The sequence below is a fragment of the Escherichia sp. 20412-1 genome (genome assembly GCF_003027595.1).
GTDB lineage: Bacteria > Pseudomonadota > Gammaproteobacteria > Enterobacterales > Enterobacteriaceae > Escherichia > Escherichia marmotae.
Map to the genome: position 1 here is coordinate 98,515 of NZ_PYQM01000011.1, position 18,954 is coordinate 117,468.

Annotated in this window: 30 protein-coding genes and 2 pseudogenes; 22 read left to right on the top strand and 10 right to left on the bottom strand. The window is 47.7% G+C overall.

All coding sequences use genetic code 11. The features are described 5' to 3' along the window. Window positions 1-88: 88 nt before the first annotated feature. From C7B16_RS10390 to C7B16_RS10415, 5 genes are all read right to left on the bottom strand, one after another. A complete protein-coding gene (locus tag C7B16_RS10390) occupies window positions 89-364 on the bottom strand; it encodes a hypothetical protein (RefSeq protein WP_107179635.1) in 276 nt (91 codons plus the stop codon). Between the two features lie 74 nt (window positions 365-438). Continuing rightward, entirely contained in the window at window positions 439-720 is a 282-nt protein-coding gene (locus tag C7B16_RS10395) for a YdaE family protein (protein WP_107179636.1), read from the bottom strand. A 15-nt stretch (window positions 721-735) separates the two neighbouring features. Next, window positions 736-1,587: a Rha family phage regulatory protein gene (locus tag C7B16_RS10400; protein ID WP_107179637.1), complete on the bottom strand. Its 852-nt coding sequence runs from the start codon at window positions 1,585-1,587 to the stop codon at window positions 736-738. 786 nt (window positions 1,588-2,373) lie between these two features. After that, a complete protein-coding gene (locus C7B16_RS10410) occupies window positions 2,374-2,667 on the bottom strand; it encodes a hypothetical protein (RefSeq protein ID WP_107179639.1) in 294 nt (97 codons plus the stop codon). A 164-nt stretch (window positions 2,668-2,831) separates the two neighbouring features. After that, entirely contained in the window at window positions 2,832-3,215 is a 384-nt protein-coding gene (locus C7B16_RS10415; RefSeq protein WP_258182539.1) for a helix-turn-helix domain-containing protein, read from the bottom strand. Window positions 3,216-3,324: 109 nt separating this feature from the next. On the opposite strand from C7B16_RS10415, the pseudogene C7B16_RS10420 reads away from it, so the two are divergent. Next, window positions 3,325-3,601, top strand: a pseudogene (locus C7B16_RS10420) (transcriptional regulator). Then, complete coding sequence (locus C7B16_RS10425) at window positions 3,585-4,007, top strand: toxin YdaT family protein (protein WP_000702027.1); 423 nt, start codon at window positions 3,585-3,587, stop codon at window positions 4,005-4,007. The pseudogene C7B16_RS10420 and the gene C7B16_RS10425 overlap by 17 nt, the downstream one beginning before the upstream one ends. A gap of 58 nt (window positions 4,008-4,065) precedes the next feature. Here C7B16_RS10425 and C7B16_RS10430 read toward each other — a convergent pair whose 3' ends face one another. Beyond that, window positions 4,066-4,281 carry a hypothetical protein gene (locus C7B16_RS10430; protein ID WP_087891163.1) on the bottom strand — a complete coding sequence of 72 codons (216 nt, stop codon included), beginning with the start codon at window positions 4,279-4,281 and terminating at the stop codon, window positions 4,066-4,068. Window positions 4,282-4,308: 27 nt separating this feature from the next. On the opposite strand from C7B16_RS10430, the gene C7B16_RS24785 reads away from it, so the two are divergent. From C7B16_RS24785 to C7B16_RS10470, 8 genes are all read left to right on the top strand, one after another. Then, window positions 4,309-5,538, top strand: a complete 1,230-nt coding sequence (locus C7B16_RS24785) for a DUF1376 domain-containing protein (RefSeq protein ID WP_181244189.1) — start codon at window positions 4,309-4,311, stop codon at window positions 5,536-5,538. Then, on the top strand, window positions 5,531-5,992 hold the full coding sequence (locus C7B16_RS24535; protein ID WP_244577367.1) for a replication protein P: 462 nt from the start codon (window positions 5,531-5,533) through the stop codon (window positions 5,990-5,992). Before C7B16_RS24785 ends, C7B16_RS24535 begins: the two co-directional genes overlap by 8 nt. 32 nt (window positions 5,993-6,024) lie before the next feature. After that, entirely contained in the window at window positions 6,025-6,771 is a 747-nt protein-coding gene (locus tag C7B16_RS10445; protein WP_107179654.1) for a DUF1627 domain-containing protein, read from the top strand. A 38-nt stretch (window positions 6,772-6,809) separates the two neighbouring features. After that, window positions 6,810-7,091: a helix-turn-helix domain-containing protein gene (locus C7B16_RS10450; protein ID WP_024200898.1), complete on the top strand. Its 282-nt coding sequence runs from the start codon at window positions 6,810-6,812 to the stop codon at window positions 7,089-7,091. Then, window positions 7,088-7,387, top strand: a complete 300-nt coding sequence (locus C7B16_RS10455) for a DUF4406 domain-containing protein (protein WP_107179643.1) — start codon at window positions 7,088-7,090, stop codon at window positions 7,385-7,387. The genes C7B16_RS10450 and C7B16_RS10455 overlap by 4 nt, the downstream gene beginning before the upstream one ends. A 28-nt stretch (window positions 7,388-7,415) precedes the next feature. Further along, the gene (locus C7B16_RS10460; protein WP_001373171.1) at window positions 7,416-7,571 is read left to right on the top strand and encodes a hypothetical protein; all 156 of its coding nucleotides are present in this window, start codon (window positions 7,416-7,418) and stop codon (window positions 7,569-7,571) included. Continuing rightward, the gene (locus C7B16_RS10465) at window positions 7,568-7,879 is read left to right on the top strand and encodes a hypothetical protein (protein WP_000991478.1); all 312 of its coding nucleotides are present in this window, start codon (window positions 7,568-7,570) and stop codon (window positions 7,877-7,879) included. The genes C7B16_RS10460 and C7B16_RS10465 overlap by 4 nt, the downstream gene beginning before the upstream one ends. A 131-nt stretch (window positions 7,880-8,010) precedes the next feature. Continuing rightward, entirely contained in the window at window positions 8,011-8,532 is a 522-nt protein-coding gene (locus tag C7B16_RS10470; RefSeq protein ID WP_000513132.1) for an antiterminator Q family protein, read from the top strand. Here the strand turns inward: C7B16_RS10470 and C7B16_RS10475 are convergent. From C7B16_RS10475 to C7B16_RS10485, 3 genes are read right to left on the bottom strand one after another with little or no spacing between them, the layout of a single operon-like run. Next, window positions 8,529-9,122 carry a hypothetical protein gene (locus C7B16_RS10475; RefSeq protein ID WP_001380433.1) on the bottom strand — a complete coding sequence of 198 codons (594 nt, stop codon included), beginning with the start codon at window positions 9,120-9,122 and terminating at the stop codon, window positions 8,529-8,531. The two genes, C7B16_RS10470 and C7B16_RS10475, sit on opposite strands and share 4 nt — an antisense overlap. 40 nt (window positions 9,123-9,162) lie before the next feature. Then, window positions 9,163-9,591 (bottom strand): hypothetical protein, encoded by a 429-nt coding sequence (locus C7B16_RS10480; protein ID WP_000748513.1) that lies wholly within the window; start codon window positions 9,589-9,591, stop codon window positions 9,163-9,165. Further along, window positions 9,588-10,679, bottom strand: coding sequence for a hypothetical protein (locus tag C7B16_RS10485; RefSeq protein WP_000893389.1), 1,092 nt, complete (start codon window positions 10,677-10,679; stop codon window positions 9,588-9,590). Before C7B16_RS10485 ends, C7B16_RS10480 begins: the two co-directional genes overlap by 4 nt. A 345-nt stretch (window positions 10,680-11,024) precedes the next feature. On the opposite strand from C7B16_RS10485, the gene hokD reads away from it, so the two are divergent. The 7 genes and pseudogenes from hokD to C7B16_RS10515 all read left to right on the top strand — a co-directional run bounded on the left by hokD (window position 11,025) and on the right by C7B16_RS10515 (window position 14,784). Beyond that, window positions 11,025-11,180 carry a type I toxin-antitoxin system toxin HokD gene (gene hokD, locus C7B16_RS10490; protein ID WP_201796504.1) on the top strand — a complete coding sequence of 52 codons (156 nt, stop codon included), beginning with the start codon at window positions 11,025-11,027 and terminating at the stop codon, window positions 11,178-11,180. Between the two features lie 260 nt (window positions 11,181-11,440). Continuing rightward, entirely contained in the window at window positions 11,441-11,608 is a 168-nt protein-coding gene (locus C7B16_RS24790) for a hypothetical protein (protein ID WP_181244191.1), read from the top strand. Window positions 11,609-11,668: 60 nt separating this feature from the next. Further along, window positions 11,669-11,749: pseudogene (locus tag C7B16_RS25010) on the top strand (hypothetical protein); the annotation flags it as partial. A gap of 29 nt (window positions 11,750-11,778) precedes the next feature. Then, complete coding sequence (locus C7B16_RS10500; RefSeq protein WP_107179645.1) at window positions 11,779-12,234, top strand: YbcN family protein; 456 nt, start codon at window positions 11,779-11,781, stop codon at window positions 12,232-12,234. Then, on the top strand, window positions 12,234-12,824 hold the full coding sequence (locus C7B16_RS10505) for a recombination protein NinG (protein WP_107179646.1): 591 nt from the start codon (window positions 12,234-12,236) through the stop codon (window positions 12,822-12,824). The genes C7B16_RS10500 and C7B16_RS10505 overlap by 1 nt, the downstream gene beginning before the upstream one ends. A 38-nt stretch (window positions 12,825-12,862) precedes the next feature. Beyond that, on the top strand, window positions 12,863-13,555 hold the full coding sequence (locus C7B16_RS10510; protein WP_107179647.1) for a bacteriophage antitermination protein Q: 693 nt from the start codon (window positions 12,863-12,865) through the stop codon (window positions 13,553-13,555). A 647-nt stretch (window positions 13,556-14,202) separates the two neighbouring features. Continuing rightward, the gene (locus C7B16_RS10515; RefSeq protein WP_308813011.1) at window positions 14,203-14,784 is read left to right on the top strand and encodes a hypothetical protein; all 582 of its coding nucleotides are present in this window, start codon (window positions 14,203-14,205) and stop codon (window positions 14,782-14,784) included. Here the strand turns inward: C7B16_RS10515 and C7B16_RS24795 are convergent. Beyond that, window positions 14,765-14,911 carry a hypothetical protein gene (locus tag C7B16_RS24795; protein ID WP_181244192.1) on the bottom strand — a complete coding sequence of 49 codons (147 nt, stop codon included), beginning with the start codon at window positions 14,909-14,911 and terminating at the stop codon, window positions 14,765-14,767. The genes C7B16_RS10515 and C7B16_RS24795 overlap by 20 nt on opposite strands. A gap of 150 nt (window positions 14,912-15,061) precedes the next feature. Here C7B16_RS24795 and C7B16_RS10520 point away from each other — a divergent pair, with 150 nt between their 5' ends. The 5 genes from C7B16_RS10520 (at window position 15,062) to C7B16_RS10540 (ending at window position 18,786) form a co-directional block, all read left to right on the top strand. Further along, window positions 15,062-17,059, top strand: a complete 1,998-nt coding sequence (locus C7B16_RS10520) for a DUF6645 domain-containing protein (RefSeq protein WP_107179648.1) — start codon at window positions 15,062-15,064, stop codon at window positions 17,057-17,059. A 143-nt stretch (window positions 17,060-17,202) separates the two neighbouring features. After that, window positions 17,203-17,403 (top strand): DUF1378 family protein, encoded by a 201-nt coding sequence (locus C7B16_RS10525; RefSeq protein WP_107179649.1) that lies wholly within the window; start codon window positions 17,203-17,205, stop codon window positions 17,401-17,403. An 86-nt stretch (window positions 17,404-17,489) separates the two neighbouring features. Continuing rightward, complete coding sequence (locus C7B16_RS10530) at window positions 17,490-17,894, top strand: DUF826 domain-containing protein (protein WP_107179650.1); 405 nt, start codon at window positions 17,490-17,492, stop codon at window positions 17,892-17,894. 57 nt (window positions 17,895-17,951) lie between these two features. Beyond that, window positions 17,952-18,269 carry an HP1 family phage holin gene (locus tag C7B16_RS10535; RefSeq protein WP_107179651.1) on the top strand — a complete coding sequence of 106 codons (318 nt, stop codon included), beginning with the start codon at window positions 17,952-17,954 and terminating at the stop codon, window positions 18,267-18,269. After that, the gene (locus tag C7B16_RS10540; RefSeq protein WP_107179656.1) at window positions 18,253-18,786 is read left to right on the top strand and encodes a lysozyme; all 534 of its coding nucleotides are present in this window, start codon (window positions 18,253-18,255) and stop codon (window positions 18,784-18,786) included. Before C7B16_RS10535 ends, C7B16_RS10540 begins: the two co-directional genes overlap by 17 nt. Window positions 18,787-18,954 lie beyond the last annotated feature (168 nt).

Consider the following 18,954-nt stretch of genomic DNA (forward strand, 5'->3'; position numbering starts at 1 on the left):
CCTCAACTCAGATTAAAATTACTGCGAGTGATGAATAAATGTCCCGGGTTCTTCACTCAGGCCTGCACACCGTGCAGGCTTTCTTTTTTCAGAGTTCACCTTTTGATTTCATTGCAATCATGGCTGCAAAAAATCTGTCTTTTTTTTCTTCGGGAAGACTCTTTCCGATATGCACCAGGCACATTGCTTTGACACCTTTGTCAAGTGTTTTAACGTTGCCTGATGGACCGTCGATATCAACCACAGTGAATGGTTTTTTTTTATTTTCTGTCTTAATCACGTAGCCAATACGCTTTCCTTCCAGGCTGACTTCGTGAACAATGTCATCAGTAGTTACAACAGTGGCTTCATAACTGGTAATCATGTTTTTCTCCTTAATTAAGGTTGAGCGAATCCCTGCCATTGCTGGCATAAATTCAGTTTCGGATAGTCAGTTAATTAAAGTTCGTGTGCCATCTGGTCTTTTTCGGCACATTGCCTGGAGCAGTATTTACGCTCCTTTCGTGCAACAATGGTTCCATGCATATAAATAATTTCAGCAGTGTAAGCTTTATCGGGGGTTATTTGTTTGTCACACATGTTATAAGCACAGGGAATTAAATCAGGGTCACCTTTTTGCTGGAGTATTTTTTTGATTCTCCATAACCACTTTTTTATTCCGGTATGTGTTATGGTCTGCTGTTGCGCAGGAGTAAAACAATAATCAAGCATAGGGTTCATATCCGTAGCTCCATTTTATTTTAAAGAAAGTAACTGCCCCACAGTCATATTTTTAATTTTGCTCCGGTTTACAAGAGTCCATCCCTGTTTTTCCAGATAATACCGGAAGGTGTCCAGGGTACAGACCATTGCACCATCAGGAACGGGTTCGGTGAATTCGATATTGCCATGTTTGTCGAAGTGAACAACCAGAGAGCGGCCATTGCCAGGAATCATTCTGTCAGCAGGCGGAGTGTTGTTCTGATGCAGCTCCGCCTCCATGCGATCGAACTCAGCAATGTAGGCCTCTTTGAAAGCGGCTGCTTTTTTACCAGTGAAGCCCATCACCAGGAAAACGAAGCCGTTTTTGGTGATTTGGTACATGGGGAGTTTGCGTCCGGTTGAGTCGGTGTATTCGCTCGACACAAAATTGTGCTCAGTGAATTTTGCTGAACAGTCCAGATTACGAATTTTATCCAGCACTCGTTCGTGGCGTTTGCCAAAGAACTCGGCGATCGCAACAGACGTGGTGACAGCGCGACCATTTTCGATGGTTACGTCAGGGTGAGAAAGGGTAGGGATAGTAGCCATGATGGCATCCTCGTTGATTAGTTTAAATAACTCACCACCGAGGCTTTCCACGACCATAATGGTGGTGAGACGTACAGGGGTGGAAATACCGGTAACCAACGAACCCGGCCAGCCTTGCGGCTGCCCTGCACGCCCCACCATAATGCGAATGAGGCTGTGCTTAGCGCATAAAAAAACCGCCTGAGCGCGGTTATGCGCGTTGGTTATCATCGGGTTTCCACGCCCGGCACCCGTTTTATAAGGTGCAGGTGCACTATAATTCCACCCGTTCTGGTTTTCAATAGCTACATTCAACATTTTCTCTTACCTTTCATCACCGAAGTGAACTTTGTTGATGCGGTGCCTGGTGCCTCCAGGTGACGTTAACCAGTTAACAATTAACGCCGGATAGAGAGTATTCCCGTTACGCCTTTTAACTGTGCCGCGTGCGCTTAGCCGCATTCACCGCATCACAAAATTCACTTTAAAAAGGGCGGACATCAGAGAAACTGCCAGATACTGATGCCGCCAAAGGTTTTATCGCCAACCGCAAACATGGAGATGTTGTGGCGGGGTTGTCACTCAGGCGTATGGTCAACCTGACAACCCGGTGTCATTTATGGGGGGAAAGGAAATGAAACCCCCGCCATACTTACCGCCGCGCCATTTCGCGGATTGCCACAACCGGAAGCGCACGGTCGAATAAATTTAACGACAAGCCTTACAGGTGAAGGTCTTCGCCGTGCGCTTTCGTGTTGTGCCCGGTTTTATGTCACCACCTCCGGGCTTCGGTGGTATCTTTACTGGAGTTCTCACACAACCAGTAAGGAGATGAATATGCCGACATATCTCGCCAGAGTGGAGCTATATAATGCAAATCCTGAAGATTACGAACAGCTTCATGAATACATGCTTTCACTAGGATTCAGGAGAACGATCCCCCATGGAGATGGTTCGTATAATCAACTCCCGCACGGAACTTATATCTCCGAAAAAGGAGGTGATATTTATCAAATTCGCAGCCAGATATCTGACTATGCAGACCGACTATCCAGATATCGCGCGTCTGTTTTTGTTTGCGAATTCAGTCAATGCTCGTGGTATTTATACCCCGCCAAGACCCGGTGAATATCCTGCACGGCCTTCTGCTTTGTAGAAGGCTTCTTCGCTTCGGTTACAGTTAATCACTTTGATGGATTGAACTGTTGCCGAAACCAGTGTTTTAGCTGCTTCATGAGCCTCACGATCAGAGCATCCCTCTCTCAGTTTGTGTGCCACGAGATCCAGTACAACAGGGGCGAACTTATCCGCGAATATGCAAAACACGGACCTGTCAAATAACTCACCGCAAAACATAACCCGTGTGGATTCTTGTACTCTCTGCTGATAGTTGCTCATCTTATCTTTCCCCCTTAACGCCGGGTGGCGGAACTAAAACCTGTCGCACCGTTGTGCTTTGATGGAATACATTGTTCTCTTGAAATGAACATGTGTCAACATGTTGTGTGTAAAAAAGACAAAAAAAACCGCCTTTCGGCGGTATGTTTTTGTAAAGTAAATGATTATTTTTGTCGGGTTATTGGGTCAACGTATTCTGAATAAAATTCAGTCAGTTTTTGAAGTCGCATTTGAAAAGCCGCCAGCATATTCCTGCGCTCTACAGGTGGCAGATTTCTGTAAACATCAAGCAGGGCTTTCTCATCATCATCAAGCGTCTCCCTGTTTGTATCTTCTTTTCCTGTCAGCAGCCAGGAAAGGGAAACGTTTGTGGCTTCTGCGATTTTGGCTGCGGAATCTTTACTGATAGTTCCTCTTTTTTTCCATGCGTTGACTGATGATCGACCTACACCAGCGATACGCGCTAAATCTGAGCCGCTTAAATGATGCTGTTGCGAGATCGTATCTAAACGTTCCGCCAGCGGGGTATCGTATTGCTTTTTTCTCATGTCCATTTGGCAATTATAACCGCTCAGTGAACACTAACAATTCCTCAGGGTGTTGACTTGTGTTCTTTTATGGTGAACAATTGTTTTGTTTAATTGAATTGGAGGTTGTATGACTGCTTTGGATAAAGCAATAAAGATTGCTGGTGGTATTCGCCCGTTAGGGCGCGCAATAGGCGCCTGGCCGTCTCAAATACACAGATGGGCAAATGAATACAATGGGCGTGTCCCAACAGGGGAACGAGTTCGTCAAATTTACCTTGCAACTGGGGTGACTCCTCATGAATTGCGGCCAGATTTATACCCTAATCCAACAGATGGCTTACCTGTCGGAGACAAGGCTAACACGCAACCAGCGGCGGGAGTTGATTCATGAAAATCAGGCATGAGCACATCGAATCAGTGTTGTTAGCCCTGGCAGCCGAAAAAGGGCAGGCGTGGGTCGCTAACGCAATTACTGAAGAATATCTGCGCCAGGGGGGCGGCGAATTGCCCCTTGTACCAGGCAAGGACTGGAACAATCAGCAGAATATCTATCACCGTTGGTTGAAAGGTGAAACGAAAGCGCAAAGGGAAAAAATTCAGAAACTGATCCCTGCGGTTCTGGCAATTCTTCCGCGCGAGCTGCGTCACCGACTCTGCATCTTCGATACCCTGGAACGCCGTGCATTACTGGCGGCGCAGGAAGCGTTGAGTACGGCAATTGATGCGCATGATGATGCAGTCCAGGCCGTTTACCGGAAAGCACATTTCAGCGGCGGCGGGTCTTCCGACGATTCTGTGGTGGTGCATTGAAGATGGGGAGCTATGCCGAATCGTATTTATTCGGCATTGGAAGATGTGTTATGTGCGATTACGATTTTTTACCTGTTGCGCATTCATACGCTTTTGTTAGTGCGCTTATGAGCCCTGGAACATTTGCTATAGGTATATTCACTGATTCAGCAATTCCATATTCTGGGTCAGGACTATTAGGGCATTCGTCAACGGTGATTATGAGCGCGTCAATTTCTTCGGTGTATTCAACTGTTATTTGAGACTGGTGGGGGGCGGCGATAAATGTTTGCATCCTTCCTCCTAAGGTTAAGTGGTTGTTATGTCGGCACTACCTTACATGCAATTGTATATAGCTGATTATCTGGCAGACACCATGCATTTGTCGGCAGAGGAGCACGGCGCGTATTTGTTGCTGATGTTCAATTACTGGCAAACAGGAAAGCCAATACCCAAAAACAGGCTGGCAAAAATTGCCCGTCTGACCAATGAGCGATGGGCTGATGTTGAACCATCCTTGCGGGAGTTTTTTTGCGATAACGGCGACGAATGGATGCATCCTCGGATTGAGCGCGATCTTAAAAATATCGTTACAGCGCCAAGAGGGAAGAAATTACCAGAGGGCGAAAATTTATCTGGATACAAGGGCTACGTTTATTTCGTGACCAGTACGGAAATGGATACTGTGAAGATCGGATATTCAAAAAATCCCTGGGCAAGGCTTGGAGAACTACGACGTAGCTACGGTAGTAATCTTAGCGTAGTAGCTACGATAAAAACCGTAGAAAAATCGGAATCATCAATTCATGCATTGCTATCTGATTATCGAGTTAATGGTGAATGGTTTGTTAAGAGTGAGTGTATTAAATCGTTAATAACACAAATCGTAGAAGGGAAAATAACTACTGTAGAAGCTACGAACAACTACGTTGGCAACTACGAAGTAGTTACTACGACAACTACAAATACAGATACAGATCTAAAAGAATTAAACCCCACACATAACGCGCGCGTGTGCGAGAGTGCTCCGACCAGTGAGTCGAATGGCGTGCCGTTGCAGGCAGCGGAACCTGATTACCTGGACGGCCTGAGCGAACCCATCGGGAAATTTCCCATGAGCGATGGCTGGCATCCGTCGCCGGATTTTCGAAAGCGGGCTGCCTTGTGGGGAGTAGCTCTGCCGGAGCCGGAATTTACGCCTGCTGAACTTGCCGCCTTCCGGGACTACTGGGCGGCGGAGGGGAAAGTTTTCACGCAGGTTCAGTGGGAGCAGAAATTCGCCCGTCACGTAAATCACGTCAGGGCGCAGGTTAAACCAGTCAGCAAGGGGGTGAGTCATGCAGCAACATCACCAGGTGGCACCGCATCACGGGCAGTTCAGGAAATTCGGGCAGCACGTGAGCAGTGGGAACGTGAAAACGGATTTATCAGCGACGGAAACGGCCTGGAAGCTGTGGGAACTCATGGGGGAGGTTTATTCGAACCGCTGGACCCAGAAGAACGGGGCCGCACCTTCGAAGCTCTGGATTGCACAGATTGGCGCGATGACTGAGCAGCAAATCCGACAGGTCTGCCGCCAGTGCATGGACCGCTGCCGGGCGGGTGAAACATGGCCTCCGGATCTGGCTGAGTTTGTGGCACTGATTTCGGAAAGTGGAGCCAATCCATTCGGTCTGACAGTGGATGCCGTGATGGAGGAATACCGCCGCTGGCGCAATGAGTCCTGGCGATATGACGGAAGCGATAAATACCCGTGGTCTCAGCCTGTGCTGTATCACATTTGTCTCGAGATGCGTTCAAAGGGGATTGAGCGCCAGATGACCGAAGGGGAGTTAAAACGGCTTGCAGAACGGCAACTGACGAAATGGGCAAAGCATGTTGGTAACGGCCTGAGTGTTCCGCCTGTCCGGCGACAACTGGCAGCACCCAAACGTCCTGCGGGACCAACGCCAATTGAGTTGCTGAAACAGGAATATGAACGCCGGAAAGCGGCTGGGTTTGTCTGATTTGAGAAGTAATTTTTACCGGGAGGAAATTTATGGAAACTGTTTTTGACGCACTGAAAGCAATGGGAAAAGCCACGTCGGTAGAACTGGCTGCGCGACTTGATATCAGTCGTGAAGAGGTACTGAATGAGCTGTGGGAACTGAAAAAATCTGGCTTCGTTGATAAAAGTGTATACACCTGGCGTGTGGCTGATAACAACGTTCAGCAGGAACAGCCAGTGCAGGCAGAACTGCCGGAAGAAACCACCACGGCAACAGTGACGAAAATTTCGGAGAGCGATTTAACGGCGACGATTGAACAACGTGGCCCACAAACGGCGGATGAACTGGCTACGCTGTTCGGTACAACATCCCGCAAAGTGGCTTCAACGCTGGCAATGGCAATCAGCAAAGGACGCCTGATTCGCGTAAACCAGAACGGTAAATATCGTTACTGCATACCGGGCGATAATTTACCAGCAGAGCCGAAAGTTGAATCGGTAGCGGAAACCGATGGTAAAGCCTTTCCTCAGCCAGCCGGTGTTGCGTTACCAGTACAGGAAGCGGCAACACAGGAAGAAATTAAAACAGAAACTGTGGCGGACATTGAGCAGTCGTTGTCATTGCTCACCGAAACGCAAGCGGATGGCATGGTTTTACCATCGCTGCATATGGCAAACCGCGAACTGCGTCGGGCGAAAAGTCATGTCCAGAAGTGGGAGCGAGTCTGCGCCGCGCTGCGGGAGCTGAACAAACACAGGGATATTCTCCGGCAGATTACAGCCACCGGAGAACAATAGCGGTGAGCAACTGGAAGACGTGGTGCAGGGCTGAAATCCTGGTACTCCGGCAGTGTGCGGGAACGATGAAGGTAAAAAGCATCGGTAGTCTGATTGGTCGTAGTGAGGCGGCTGTCAGGACGAAGGCACGGGAGGAGGGAATAAGCCTGATGCTGCGGGGTGATTTTCACCAGTCAGCAAAATATCCGCAGCGCGATATCGAGCTGGTGCGGCATCTTCATCAGTGCGGTATGTCCCGGCGTGAAATAGCCAGAAAATTCGGTATGCCGCTGCGCACAGTGAATAACTACGTCTATTTCGACAGGAGGGTTCAGGAGTGAGGGTGAGAGTTTATATCGCCGGTCCGATGACGGGATATGAGAACTTCAACCGTGAGGCGTTTCACAAGGCGGAAGATGGGCTGAAACGGGAAGGGCATACCGTCTTAAACCCGGCAGTGCTTCCGGACGGGCTGACACAGCCGCACTACATGGATATCTGCATGGCGATGATACGTTGCGTGGATGCGATTTACATGCTGAAAGGCTGGCAGCGGTCGGCAGGCGCTAAGGCAGAACTGGCACTGGCAGAGAAGCTGGGGCATGCAGTTATTTTCCAGGAGGCATGCAATGAGTAAAACGAGCCCGGGGTGGGCAAGGCCGCTTATGGCGAAAAAGCATCATTATTTTGCTGAAGGTGAATCAACAAGTATTTGCGGTGGCTGGATGTATTTTGGTAATGAACGTGAGCCGGACACATTCGAAAGTCCGGATGACTGTAAGAAGTGTCGTAGAAAATTAAATAAAGGAGGTAGTAAATGAACGCAATTAAAGAAGTGCCAGTGATTCGTAATGAATATGGCTGCTGGACACATCCTGAATATGAAAAATTCTGTGACGCTCGGGAATATATTTCAACGGAAGAGTTTAACGCCTGGATGGAGGCAAATAATCTTCAGTGGACTATCTGCACTATGGATGAAGATGATTTTAACCTGGACGCAGATGGCCCTGATATTTCAGCATGGGAACCGGAACGACCAGAGGGTGATGGCTGGTTTATTGGTTCCATTCATGACACCGAAGATGGTCCGGTTTGTGTCTGGTTGCGAAATAAGGCTGAAGCATAAAGGCTATAAACTAACTAACAACTAAATACTGAAGATTTAAATCAGAAACGATTTTATTAAATCCTTAACCGGAGGGATTCCTGCACCCTCAAATCATCAGGAGGCCGCCCGAAAGGGCGGTGGAGATAATAATGGGAATAACTAAAGAACGATTGTTGGAAATAGCAAACCTTAGTGATTGGGCATTAAGTGATGAGAGAATTATTTCTCCTCATGCTTATGAGTCAGTTACAAGTATAGAAATAACAACAATGGCTAGAATGCTGCTTGGTTATTTCAAAATAGAAAATAAAAAACAGATGGATAGTAATGTTGATATATGTGAGATTTTAGACGATTGGGGGGCTTGGGTTGTGGCTGGTAATAGTTCTATTGATTGGCAGGAAATAGCTGATAAATATAAAAATGTTGTTCCTCATGGTAAAAAATCACGCCGTCAGTGCAGCAATGATGAAGGGCGAGTTATTGACATTAGTATCCTTAGGTTAGAAAGATATAAGCAACAAGAATATGAGTTAATTGTTGCTCATTTCGTGATTGGTTTATCTCTTCGTGCTATTGCAAAGCAACAAGGATGTTCAGATGGAACAATTCGTAAAAGATTGCAAAAAGCCTTAGGTTTTTTGACTGGATATATAGCAATTACCAGTTAAGAGTCAGCGGTTTTTTTACCAGTGTAATGGTATAAGGATACTCCCATGTGTCTTACATGATATGGAAGCGCTGTTGCTGGATGCTTTGTGATACTCTTAAAGCGGAGGGGAGAGCCTTCCGCTTCAATTTCTGCGTCCGAAACGGTCGTAGAGAAAAATTCTTTCCATTCATTGAATTTTACTGCTGATTTGTCAGACTTTATATAAATTAGAATTCCTCCATGATCGTCACGTGACGTACCCGTGCCGTAACGTTCGGTTAGCTGAATCCAGCCATTATGAATAGATTTGGGGCCTCTCCATAATTTTGCTTCACCGATCCATTCGAATTTTCCGAATTGATGTTTAACTAATAAATCAACGTGACCGCCATGTTGAGTATCATGTTCAACATCATAAAACCTACCTTTCAGGAAATTTTTGATCGACGCTGTTAGCTCGTCCTCTCCCCACTTTGCATCTTGATAGAAGTGTTTGTCATTTTCTAAATTCTGAATAGCGTCGTCTAAATCTTCATAGAGTTGCTTTACAAAAATATTTTTGTCTGCAGCTAATTTTCTTTGAACCATTCCCCTAAATTCAGGATCCATTCTAATTAATGATTGAAGGTCTGCAGTACAGATGTTTACATCACTCATGCAGACTCTCCAAAAGACTCGAAGGAGTAAAGTATGGATAAAGATACTGGCTAAAATTATCAACCAATTCGCCAGTTTCTGGATGGTAAAAACTTCCTGTGTCTAAAGCATAGGAAATAAGATCATCTTCAACTGGTATTGGTTCTTCCGTTAAATTATCAATGTATTGAAAATGCATATCCAATAGATGTGCTTTATAGCTAGATAAATAATCAGTTGCTTTTATTAGCAGGATATAGTCATCTTTCGTATCAGTTAGATAGGTTAAACCATTGATAAGGGTTTTGTATGTAAAGTGATTGATATTTTTAGCATCTTTACTAACCAGAAAAAGAAAAAGATCACGACACACACTGCGAACAGGATCATTAAAATCCTGCTCTATTTGCGTGATAATGTCGTGATATATACTCTTTTTCATTTATGGCCTGATGATCTCGCTCTTCTTTTCTCTTCACAGGACTTAACAGAATCCAATATTTTTTCAACAATAAATATAATCGAATCAATGTTGTTACAGTTCTTCGCAATTGCTTCATGCAACCTAATTCTAGGATTATCAAGCATTGTCCTTTTCCCTGGTAATATTAACTCTACTGATAAAATATGTGAAGAACTTTGTGGTAAATCCCAAATTTTTCCCAACTTAAACTTTGTCAATATTGGGCTTGCGGACTCTCCACTATGATGGTAAACATCTTGACGCAAACACTTTTGACTTGGTTTGAGTTTTAAAGAACTTGTATTGCCATCTGAGGTGATAAAAGATACATGAGAAATTCTGCCATCTACTTTCTCGTAAAGATCTTGTATTGAACCAAATAATTCAAGAGGATTGTTTAAAATAACGCCAGCTTCTTTTTTTATAAAATTAGCCACAAGGTATTGTTGAGGCTGTGATTCACTTCTTGGAAGGATAGATAAATCAATCGTAAGAATTAATATTTTTTCTGCAGGCATTAGCATGATGGTATTAAAGCATTGCGTGACTTGGCGTGTTTTGCATTTTATTTCTCCACCATTAGCACGTAATTCCATACCCGCATCGCTAAGATGTGTTGGGTCAAGCTCTATCACTTCAGTGTAATACGCTTTGGATAAAAAAACAGCAGTGTCAATTTGTTTATCACGAATGATATCTTGACGTAGTTCAGCAAAATGCAGCTCAGTATCAGCAACTAACAGCTCCTCTCTGGATAAAGGAGTTGGGTATTTTTCTGAGAAGGGGCTATTGTCCTTTTTCTGATTTGTGAAAATTGTTTGTAATTTTGCTACGTCTTCATCGGTGATTCTATAAATAGAAAGTAATCGATTCCCGCTAAAAATTAAACCTTTCCAGAAATCGTCGATTCTGTCTTTTAGGTCGGGATTATGCTGAACTACACTATTTACACGTTCAATAAAAAGGGGTAATCCTTGGGCCGTTACACCCAGTGATGAACCAAGAAGCTTACGGGTGTTGCGCCAGCCAAAGCGTGAATTGATGTTTTTTACTGTTTGCTCAAGCATTAACACTTCCTTAATTTTCCCTTAACAATTTAGGGTGCTAAACTTTTTTGCGCAGTTTACACAAAAAAATAGTGCGTACGCAAAAACTATCTAACATGATGAGCTTTAACCGGGAAATTTGTATATGTTGTGAGCATAAAGTTGGCTGAGAAATCTAAAACGGGTAGAATGACTGCGGGTGCTTGAGGCTGTCTGCCTCGGGCATGAACACCAAAGGCAGATAGAGAAAAGCCCCAGTTAACATTATGCGTCCGGCAAGACGCTTAACATTAATCTGAGGCCACATCTATGCTTTGCATACGTAGATTAGCCTCTTACGTGCCGAAAGGCAAGGAGAAGCAGGCTATGAAGCAGCAAAAGGCGATGTTAATCGCCCTGATCGTCATCTGTTTAACCGTCATAGTGACGGTACTGGTAACGAGGAAAGACCTCTGCGAGGTACGAATCCGAACCGGCCAGACGGAGGTCGCTGTCTTCAAAGCTTACGAACCTGAGAAGTAAGAGTGACCAGGCGAGGGAGCAATCCCTCGCCACCTCTGATGTGTCAGGCATCCTCAACGCACCCGCACTTAACCCGCTTCGGCGGGTTTTGTTTTGTTATTGTAAGTGTTTTTTGTTGTTCTTGTTGTGATTATGTGATGTGACGTTGTTGTTAATCAGTGTGGCTTCCCAGTTAGAATTATGGTGCTTGAATTGCGCGCATGGAGAAGATGGATGGGCCCCTTTTAGGGGAGGTGTTAAAAGTCCACAGGATTTTTGCTATGAATGATAAGGAATTGATTGTTGCGCTTTCTTTACCAGGCCACTACGAAGTGATAACGCTTGAAAGCGGAGAGTTTATTGTCACGCCATTACCGCCAGATACCATTCTAATCAGCAAAGAATCGCACGCGGATTCTGTCAGCCGCTTCAGTATTAAAGAAGACTAAATTATACTGGTAAGGCCAGCCTGAACAACTGGCACCTGTCGCACCATTACGAGGGTGGTAGTGGTGCATATACAACTGGTCAAACAAACCTCTTCCGGATTACTTCTCCCGGCGACGCCGGAGAGTTGTGATTTTCTGCATCCAGCGTTTAATCTCTCCGGAGGTGAAGCGTGAATTTCCCACGGGATGGCATCAGACTTCACAAATCCAACTTCGCCGCTATCGGTCAGCAGATACAGCTATTGCTTGAATCAGGTGGCTGCTGGCGCCTCATCATCAGACCGTGGCGCGATAAGCGCAGCCTTTCCCAGAATGCTCTCAGTCACATGTGGTACAGCGAAATCAGTGAATACCTCATCAGTTGGGGTAAAACGTTCGCAACACCAGAGTGGGTAAAAGACGCGCTCAAACACACTTATCTCGGCTATGAAACCAGAGAACTGGTTGATGTCGTAACCGGTGAAATTACCACCATCCGGTCGTTACGCCACACATCCGATCTTGATACCGGAGAGATGTATGTCTTCCTGTGTAAGGTTGAAGCCTGGGCGATGAATATTGGCTGCCACCTGACTATTCCGCAGAGCTGCGAGTTCCAGTTGCTGCGCGACAAGCAGGAGGAGTGATGGCCAAAAGACCCCGCCGTAAATGCAAAGTCTGTGGTGAGTGGTTCCACCCTGCATATGACAATGTCCGGTGGTGCAGCCCTGAACATGGCACCATTCTGGCTATTGAGCTGCGCACCAGAGAAAAAGTGAAGGCGCTGGCCAGAAAGATAAAAGCACAGAAAGAAGCAGAGAAGGCCGCGCGACGTCGACAGGCAGAACGTCGGAAGGCTGTCAGGCCGCTGAGCTGGTTCATCAGACAGGCGCAGCAGGCGTTTAATGCCTTTATCCGCTACCGTGACCGCGACCTTCCGTGTATCAGTTGCGGTCGTCATCACGAAGGTCAGTATCACGCAGGACATTTTCGGACAACTGGCGCGCATCCTGAGCTGCGTTTTGATGAAGACAACTGCCATAAACAGTGTGCGCCCTGTAATAACCATCTGTCCGGGAACCTCACCGCCTATCGTCCGGCGCTGATAGCCAGGATTGGTCAGGCGAGGTTTGATGCGTTGATGGGGCCACATGAAATACCAAAGTGGACGCGCGACGACTACATCCGGATTCGGGACGAGTACCGCCGGAAGCTGAGAGAACTGAAAAAAACGTAGCAAAACGTAGAGGTCAGAAAACAATGTGCAGAAGCATGATGCGGGAACAGTATATTGAGTACATACGCCAGCAGTTAATCACAGCTCTTTCTGACTTCAGCGGGGCAACCAAAGGTCAGTTGCAGGCGTGGCTGGAGAATGCTCAGTTTGTTACGGGCAGGTTCAGGCGAAAGAAAATAAAAGTTCGTGATGACATTACAGGGAAGTGGTACACCCTGGATAATCCACCCGTACCAGGGAAGCAGCCGTTAGCGAAAGGTTCAGCAATTGAACTGATACTGCCTGTTGAATACCAGACAGCCTCATGGCGGCGAGCTGTTTTGTCCCTGGAAGAGCATCAGAAGGCGTGGTTGCTGTGGACTTATGGTGGCAGTACGTGCTGGGAACATCAGGTCACACTTGTCCGGTGGGCGTGGGCACAGTTCAGAGGGCAACTGGGTACGAGAAAAATAGCCGGAAAAACGCGTGAACGACTGAAGAATCTAATCTGGTTGGCTGCGCAGGATGTCAGCATGGAGATAAAGGTCGGGGTGAGGCGGTATGAATACCAGGCGCTGGCAGTGTTTTCAGGGGTGACAAAATCCACCTGGACGAGAATATTCGCTCATGATTGGTTAAGTATGAGAAGTATATTTAAGAGCCTTGATCATGAGGCGTTACGACAGGTTCCGGTGCGGCGTTCGCAACAAAAATCAACAAATCAGCAGCAGGGTATTGCAAAATGCAACTAAAACGCCTATATTCGAGCAAATTTTGATATCGTGTCGAAATTGTATAAACCCGCCGCCGAGCGGGTTTTGTTGTTTCATGATAATACTGTACGCCTTATATCCCGCCCTGAAGGACGGGGCTTACGGCGCATCGGATAACTAAATCCACCATTCTGGTTTGTCGATGTGAATATCCCTGTTTCGGGCTTCCATTTCTTTTACGTATCTTTGGTAGGCGCGTCTCCGGGCTGCCTGGTGACGTCGTATATCGATAAAAATTCTTATACGGGATATGCATGTGCAGATATCATAAAGAAGGCCAAAAATTATGATCAATAAAAGACAAAAAACGATACTCAGCGCAAACATATAACACCTCTGCAAACTTTGTTCTGCATACAGAAGATATTTCCACACGGAGTGCGTGTGTGAAAAAAACATATTTGTCACATTTTATGATCTCAGATGTTGCGTTCCGGCTGATGGATCCAGAGGTCGAAATTCAAAGGGATGAAAAAAGTGCTGGTGCGTGTCGCAAAAACTGCGCTACTCTGGTATGAGTTGAATTTCTGACCTCAACGAAGAGCCCCTAATCTGAACTGACCCATGAAACAGGACAGTGAAACGCCAGGCGTTCAGGTAAAACTGAACGAGCTACAGGTTGAGTGATGGGTGACGGAATGAAAAATCTCCCCGATGACTATTTTCTTGATGCGGATGATGAACTCGTTGCTTTCCTGGAAAAACAGGGCGAGGACTGTATAGGTGAAATCTGTCGTTCTAATTCCGTAAATAAAGAAAACGGCTATAAGCTGCTGAGCATTCTGATCGTTGGCATTGGGTCTTCATTTTTGCTGTTAACGCAAAAGACGCAGGTTGACTTTCTGAGCGCAGGCCTTGCTGTTTTCACTGTGTACTGGTCAATTTGTGCCATTTATCTTGTTATTAATGTGTTGACAGTTCATACGTATGGACTTATTTCCACATCGCCCGCTGTGTTATATAGCGAAGGTTACAAAAAAATCAGCGAGGCAGATTTCGAAAGTCTCAGGGTAAACGGATTTGTCGGCAAAAATGATCGTCTTTCAGTGATGAGGCGGTACAGGCTGAAAACGTTGTGCGTGACTGCTGATGAATTGTTACAGATTAATGAAACCATCAGAACCAGGCTAAAAAAAGCAAGGATAGCGACTATCCTTGCCCCTGTTTACGCCATTGTTATTTCGGCGATTACTTACCTTTTTTCCTGATACCTTCAGCAGAATCACCAACGATCATCCTGTTGACTGTAAAGCGGTCTGGTTGAGTTGGAGTTGGTTTTGGTGCCACGGGTTGCTGAGGCTTGCTTTCGCCAGATGGCTTGTTTTTTTCAGACATAAAAATCCTCTTTGTTTGAATTGTTACTTTTAGCGATTTAACGATACCAAACGCGAGGATATACCTCCAGATAGCCTAATCCGGCACTTCATCCCGCCCCGGTATGCCCCGGGGCGTTTTCATTTCATAAACAACAGAGGATTATGCCGTATGGCAACGGGAAAATTTCACACGCTTACCGCGTATACGGCGGATGAGCTGAACACGAAAGTGAACGACATACTTCAGCAGGGCGGTGAGCTTGTGGGGGCACCTTTCGCATATACCGAAAGACCCGGGCTCTCGGTCACACTGGCGCAGGCCATATTACAGAATGATTCAGGCAGTGCTACCGGAGGCACATCCACTGAACCGGAGTATTACTACGTGGTGGTACTGGCCGGGCAGTCCAACGGCATGGCGTACGGTGAGGGTATTCCTCTTCCGGAGACCTACGACCGTCCGGACTCCCGCATTAAGCAACTGGCGCGTCGCAGTACGGTGACGCCGGGTGGAGCAGCCTGTGCATACAATGATGTGATTCAGGCTGACCACTGCCTGCATGATGTACAGGATATGAGTGGTTACAATCACCCGAAAGCTGATCTGAATAAGGGACAGTATGGTTGTGTCAGTCAGGGGTTGCATATTGCCAAAAAACTGCTGCCGTATATCCCGCAGAATGCCGGAATACTTCTGGTGCCCTGCTGTCGTGGTGGTTCTGCATTCACCACCGGGGCTGACGGCTCATTCAGTGAGGCAACCGGCGCATCCGCTGACTCTGCCCGCTGGGGCACCGGTAAACCCCTGTATCAGGATCTGGTCAGCCGGACAAAAGCGGCGCTGGCGAAGAACCCGAAAAACAGACTGCTGGCGGTGGTCTGGATGCAGGGAGAGGGAGACCTTGCCGGAGGCAGCACTCAGCACAACGGGCTGTTCACGGCCATGGTTCAGCAGTTCCGGACTGACCTGTCCTCACTTGCTGCGCAGTGCGTGAGTGGCAATGCTGCCACGGTGCCGTGGATTTGTGGTGATACCACGTATTACTGGAAAAACAAATATGCCACGCAGTATGAAGCCATTTATGGAGCCTATAAAAATCTGTCCGCACAGAATATTTTCTTTGTGCCGTTCCTGACAGATGAAAACGGCGCAAACACGCCAACAAATGCACCGGCAGAAGACCCGGATATTGTTGCTGTGGGGTATTACGGTGCGGCATCCAGGACTCAGGGTAATTTTGTCTCCACACAGCGCAACAGTCATTTCAGCTCATGGGCGCGAAGGGGAATCATTGCTGACCGTCTGGCGTCGGTCATTCTGACGTATGCCGGACGCACGACGGATTTCATCAGTGGTGAAATGCAGGATACCACGGGTGCGGTATCCGGGGAGGGTGGCAGCACCGGAGCGGATACGTCCACGGATACAGGTGACACGGTCACGGATACGGGGACGGACACCGGAACGGATGAGAGCACCACTTCCGCCAGCAATATCACCCTGAGCGCTGATGACGGTGAGCTGTCGGCGCAGGGCTGGACGGTGGACGGAACAACGGTGACAGCCACGGCGAACACCCTGGTCTCAGACAGTGAAACGCTGGCACAGAATGTGTTCAGTATTGACGGTGACACGAGCAATGTCTGGACACTGACACACCCGGCGACCTCAGGCAGTGACCTTCTTACAGATGGCGGTGAATTTTTCTGTCGCTTCCGCATAACGAGTGCAGAGGCGGTGGCAAACCGTTATGCACTGGGGATTTACTGGCTGCTGCCGTCAGCTCCTGATGGGGTGACGTTTAACCGGTCGGGCAGCGGCATGACACCTGCATTGCTGAATCTGTACGTACAGACGGACAGCAGCGGTAACATGAATCTCTGTATGCACTGTAAACAGGGCAGTAACGCCAACCTGAAGATTGTCACGATTGGTGCGTTCGATAATAACTGGCACACACTTTCCCTGACATATCATGGTGGCGGAACAGCAAGAGCCACCCTGACAGTGGACGGAACGGAAGGGGGCGATTTGACGCTGACATGTACACCATTAACGATTGCGGCGGACACACTGATGCTGAGTGCTATTACCGCCGGTACAACGTACAACATTGAGGTGGAAAGCCTGAGTGTGACGGTGAACGATGCTGCGGAAGCGGCGTGAAGGTAAAAAAAATGCCGCCGGGGAAGGAGTATCAGGAGCCAGATACCGGCGGCACGGTCACAAAACCGGTTAATTTCAGTCGGATTAATACACATGAATTTTTTAATCTGAAGATTCCTGACGGTCAATAACGGGGGTGAACAATGACATTTTTACAACTTATATTACTGTATTTCTGCACGGTGGTGTGCGCACTGTACCTGCTGAGCGGTGGCTATAAGGTCATCCGTAATTACGTGCAGAGTAAAATAGATGCGGCAGCCGCGGAGAAGGTGAAGGCGTCGGCTGCCGCAACGGCATCCACGGCATCCGCCACCACGCAGACGATTGACACAGGTACGTAAGACCGGTGTGCGCGTACCGCAAAGAAAGCACATCCTGAACTCTGCCCTTCCGGCGGAGTTTTTTTATTCATGAAGAGGACAAAACAATGGCAGAAGAAAAAGCCGCAGTAACAACAGCAGTAACCGGCCTGGTGACAGACGAAGTCCTGAAGCAGGCTCTGGCATCCCGTGAGGTGCTTAATCCGCTGAAAGGAGCGGTAAAGAAACTGCTCAGTGAACAGATTGATGCCGCGGTGGAGAGTGCACTGGTTTCCCTGACCGGAGAGGTGGTGGACACGGCGCGTGCCGAAGACGGGGAAGCTGCGAAAGAAATCGACACCGGGGGCAGTGCTGACGCTGAAGAGACCACAGATGAAACAGCCGGTGAGCAGGGAACCGGGGATGTCGTTGAGGCCGCAACAGCGAACGCCGGAACACAGACCGCTGAAGTGAAAGCAACCACCACCGCTCAGCCGCAGACTGCGGCGCCGCAGGCGCAGAAACAGGCGTAATTCTTACCTGTAACCCCGTCATCACTGGCGGGGTTGCATTCAGAGGGAGATGATACGTTGAACCCGGAAAAACACACGACGTGGCTGGCGTATCTGTGGGCTGTCATTGCGGGGTATTTTTCCTCGATGTCGCTGGATGACTGGGGCGCACTGGTGGGGATTGTACTGGCTGTGGGGACATTTCTGGTTAACCGTCATTATAAAAGGCGGACAGCGGCGGCACAGGATGCGCAGGTTGAGGCCATGCGACAGCGAAACCGTATTCTGGCACAGATAGCGGACAGAGACAGGGATTTACCGGACAGCACGCTGAAAACACTGGTGTCGGTGTCTGAAGAGCCGGAGGGATATTATGGCGGTGACAGGAAAGATTAAATATGGCCTGTCGGCTGTCGTTCTGGCGCTGATTGCCGCAGGGGCTTCTGCGCCAGAAATCCTTGACCAGTTTCTGAATGAAAAGGAAGGCAACCACACCACGGCATACCGTGATGGTGCGGGTATCTGGACCATCTGCCGTGGTGCCATTCTGGTGGACGGTAAGCCTGTTGTTCCCGGCATGAAATTGTCGAAGGAAAAATGCGACCAGGTTAACGCCATCGAACGTGACAAGGCGCTGGCATGGGTGGAGAAAAACATCAAAGTGCCGCTGACCGAACCGCAGAAAGCGGGGATTGCGTCATTCTGTCCGTACAACATCGGGCCTTCGAAATGCTTCACCTCAACGTTTTACCGGAAACTGAACGCCGGAGACCGTAAGGGGGCATGTGCTGAAATCCGTCGGTGGATATATGACGGTGGAAGGGACTGTCGTATTCGTTCAAACAATTGCTACGGTCAGGTATCCCGGCGTGACCAGGAGAGTGTGCTGGCGTGCTGGGGGATAGACAGATGAGCAGAATATTTTGCTGAAAAATGACGTTGGCCAACGTAAGCGGATAACACGAAATCCTGCGAACTGGCAAAACGTAAGTGAATAAAAGTAAAAACCCCGATTGTTCGCGCAAACGGGGTTTTGTGTTTATGGCAGCTATGGGAGGCTGCCTTGATTGATTTTAGCAAA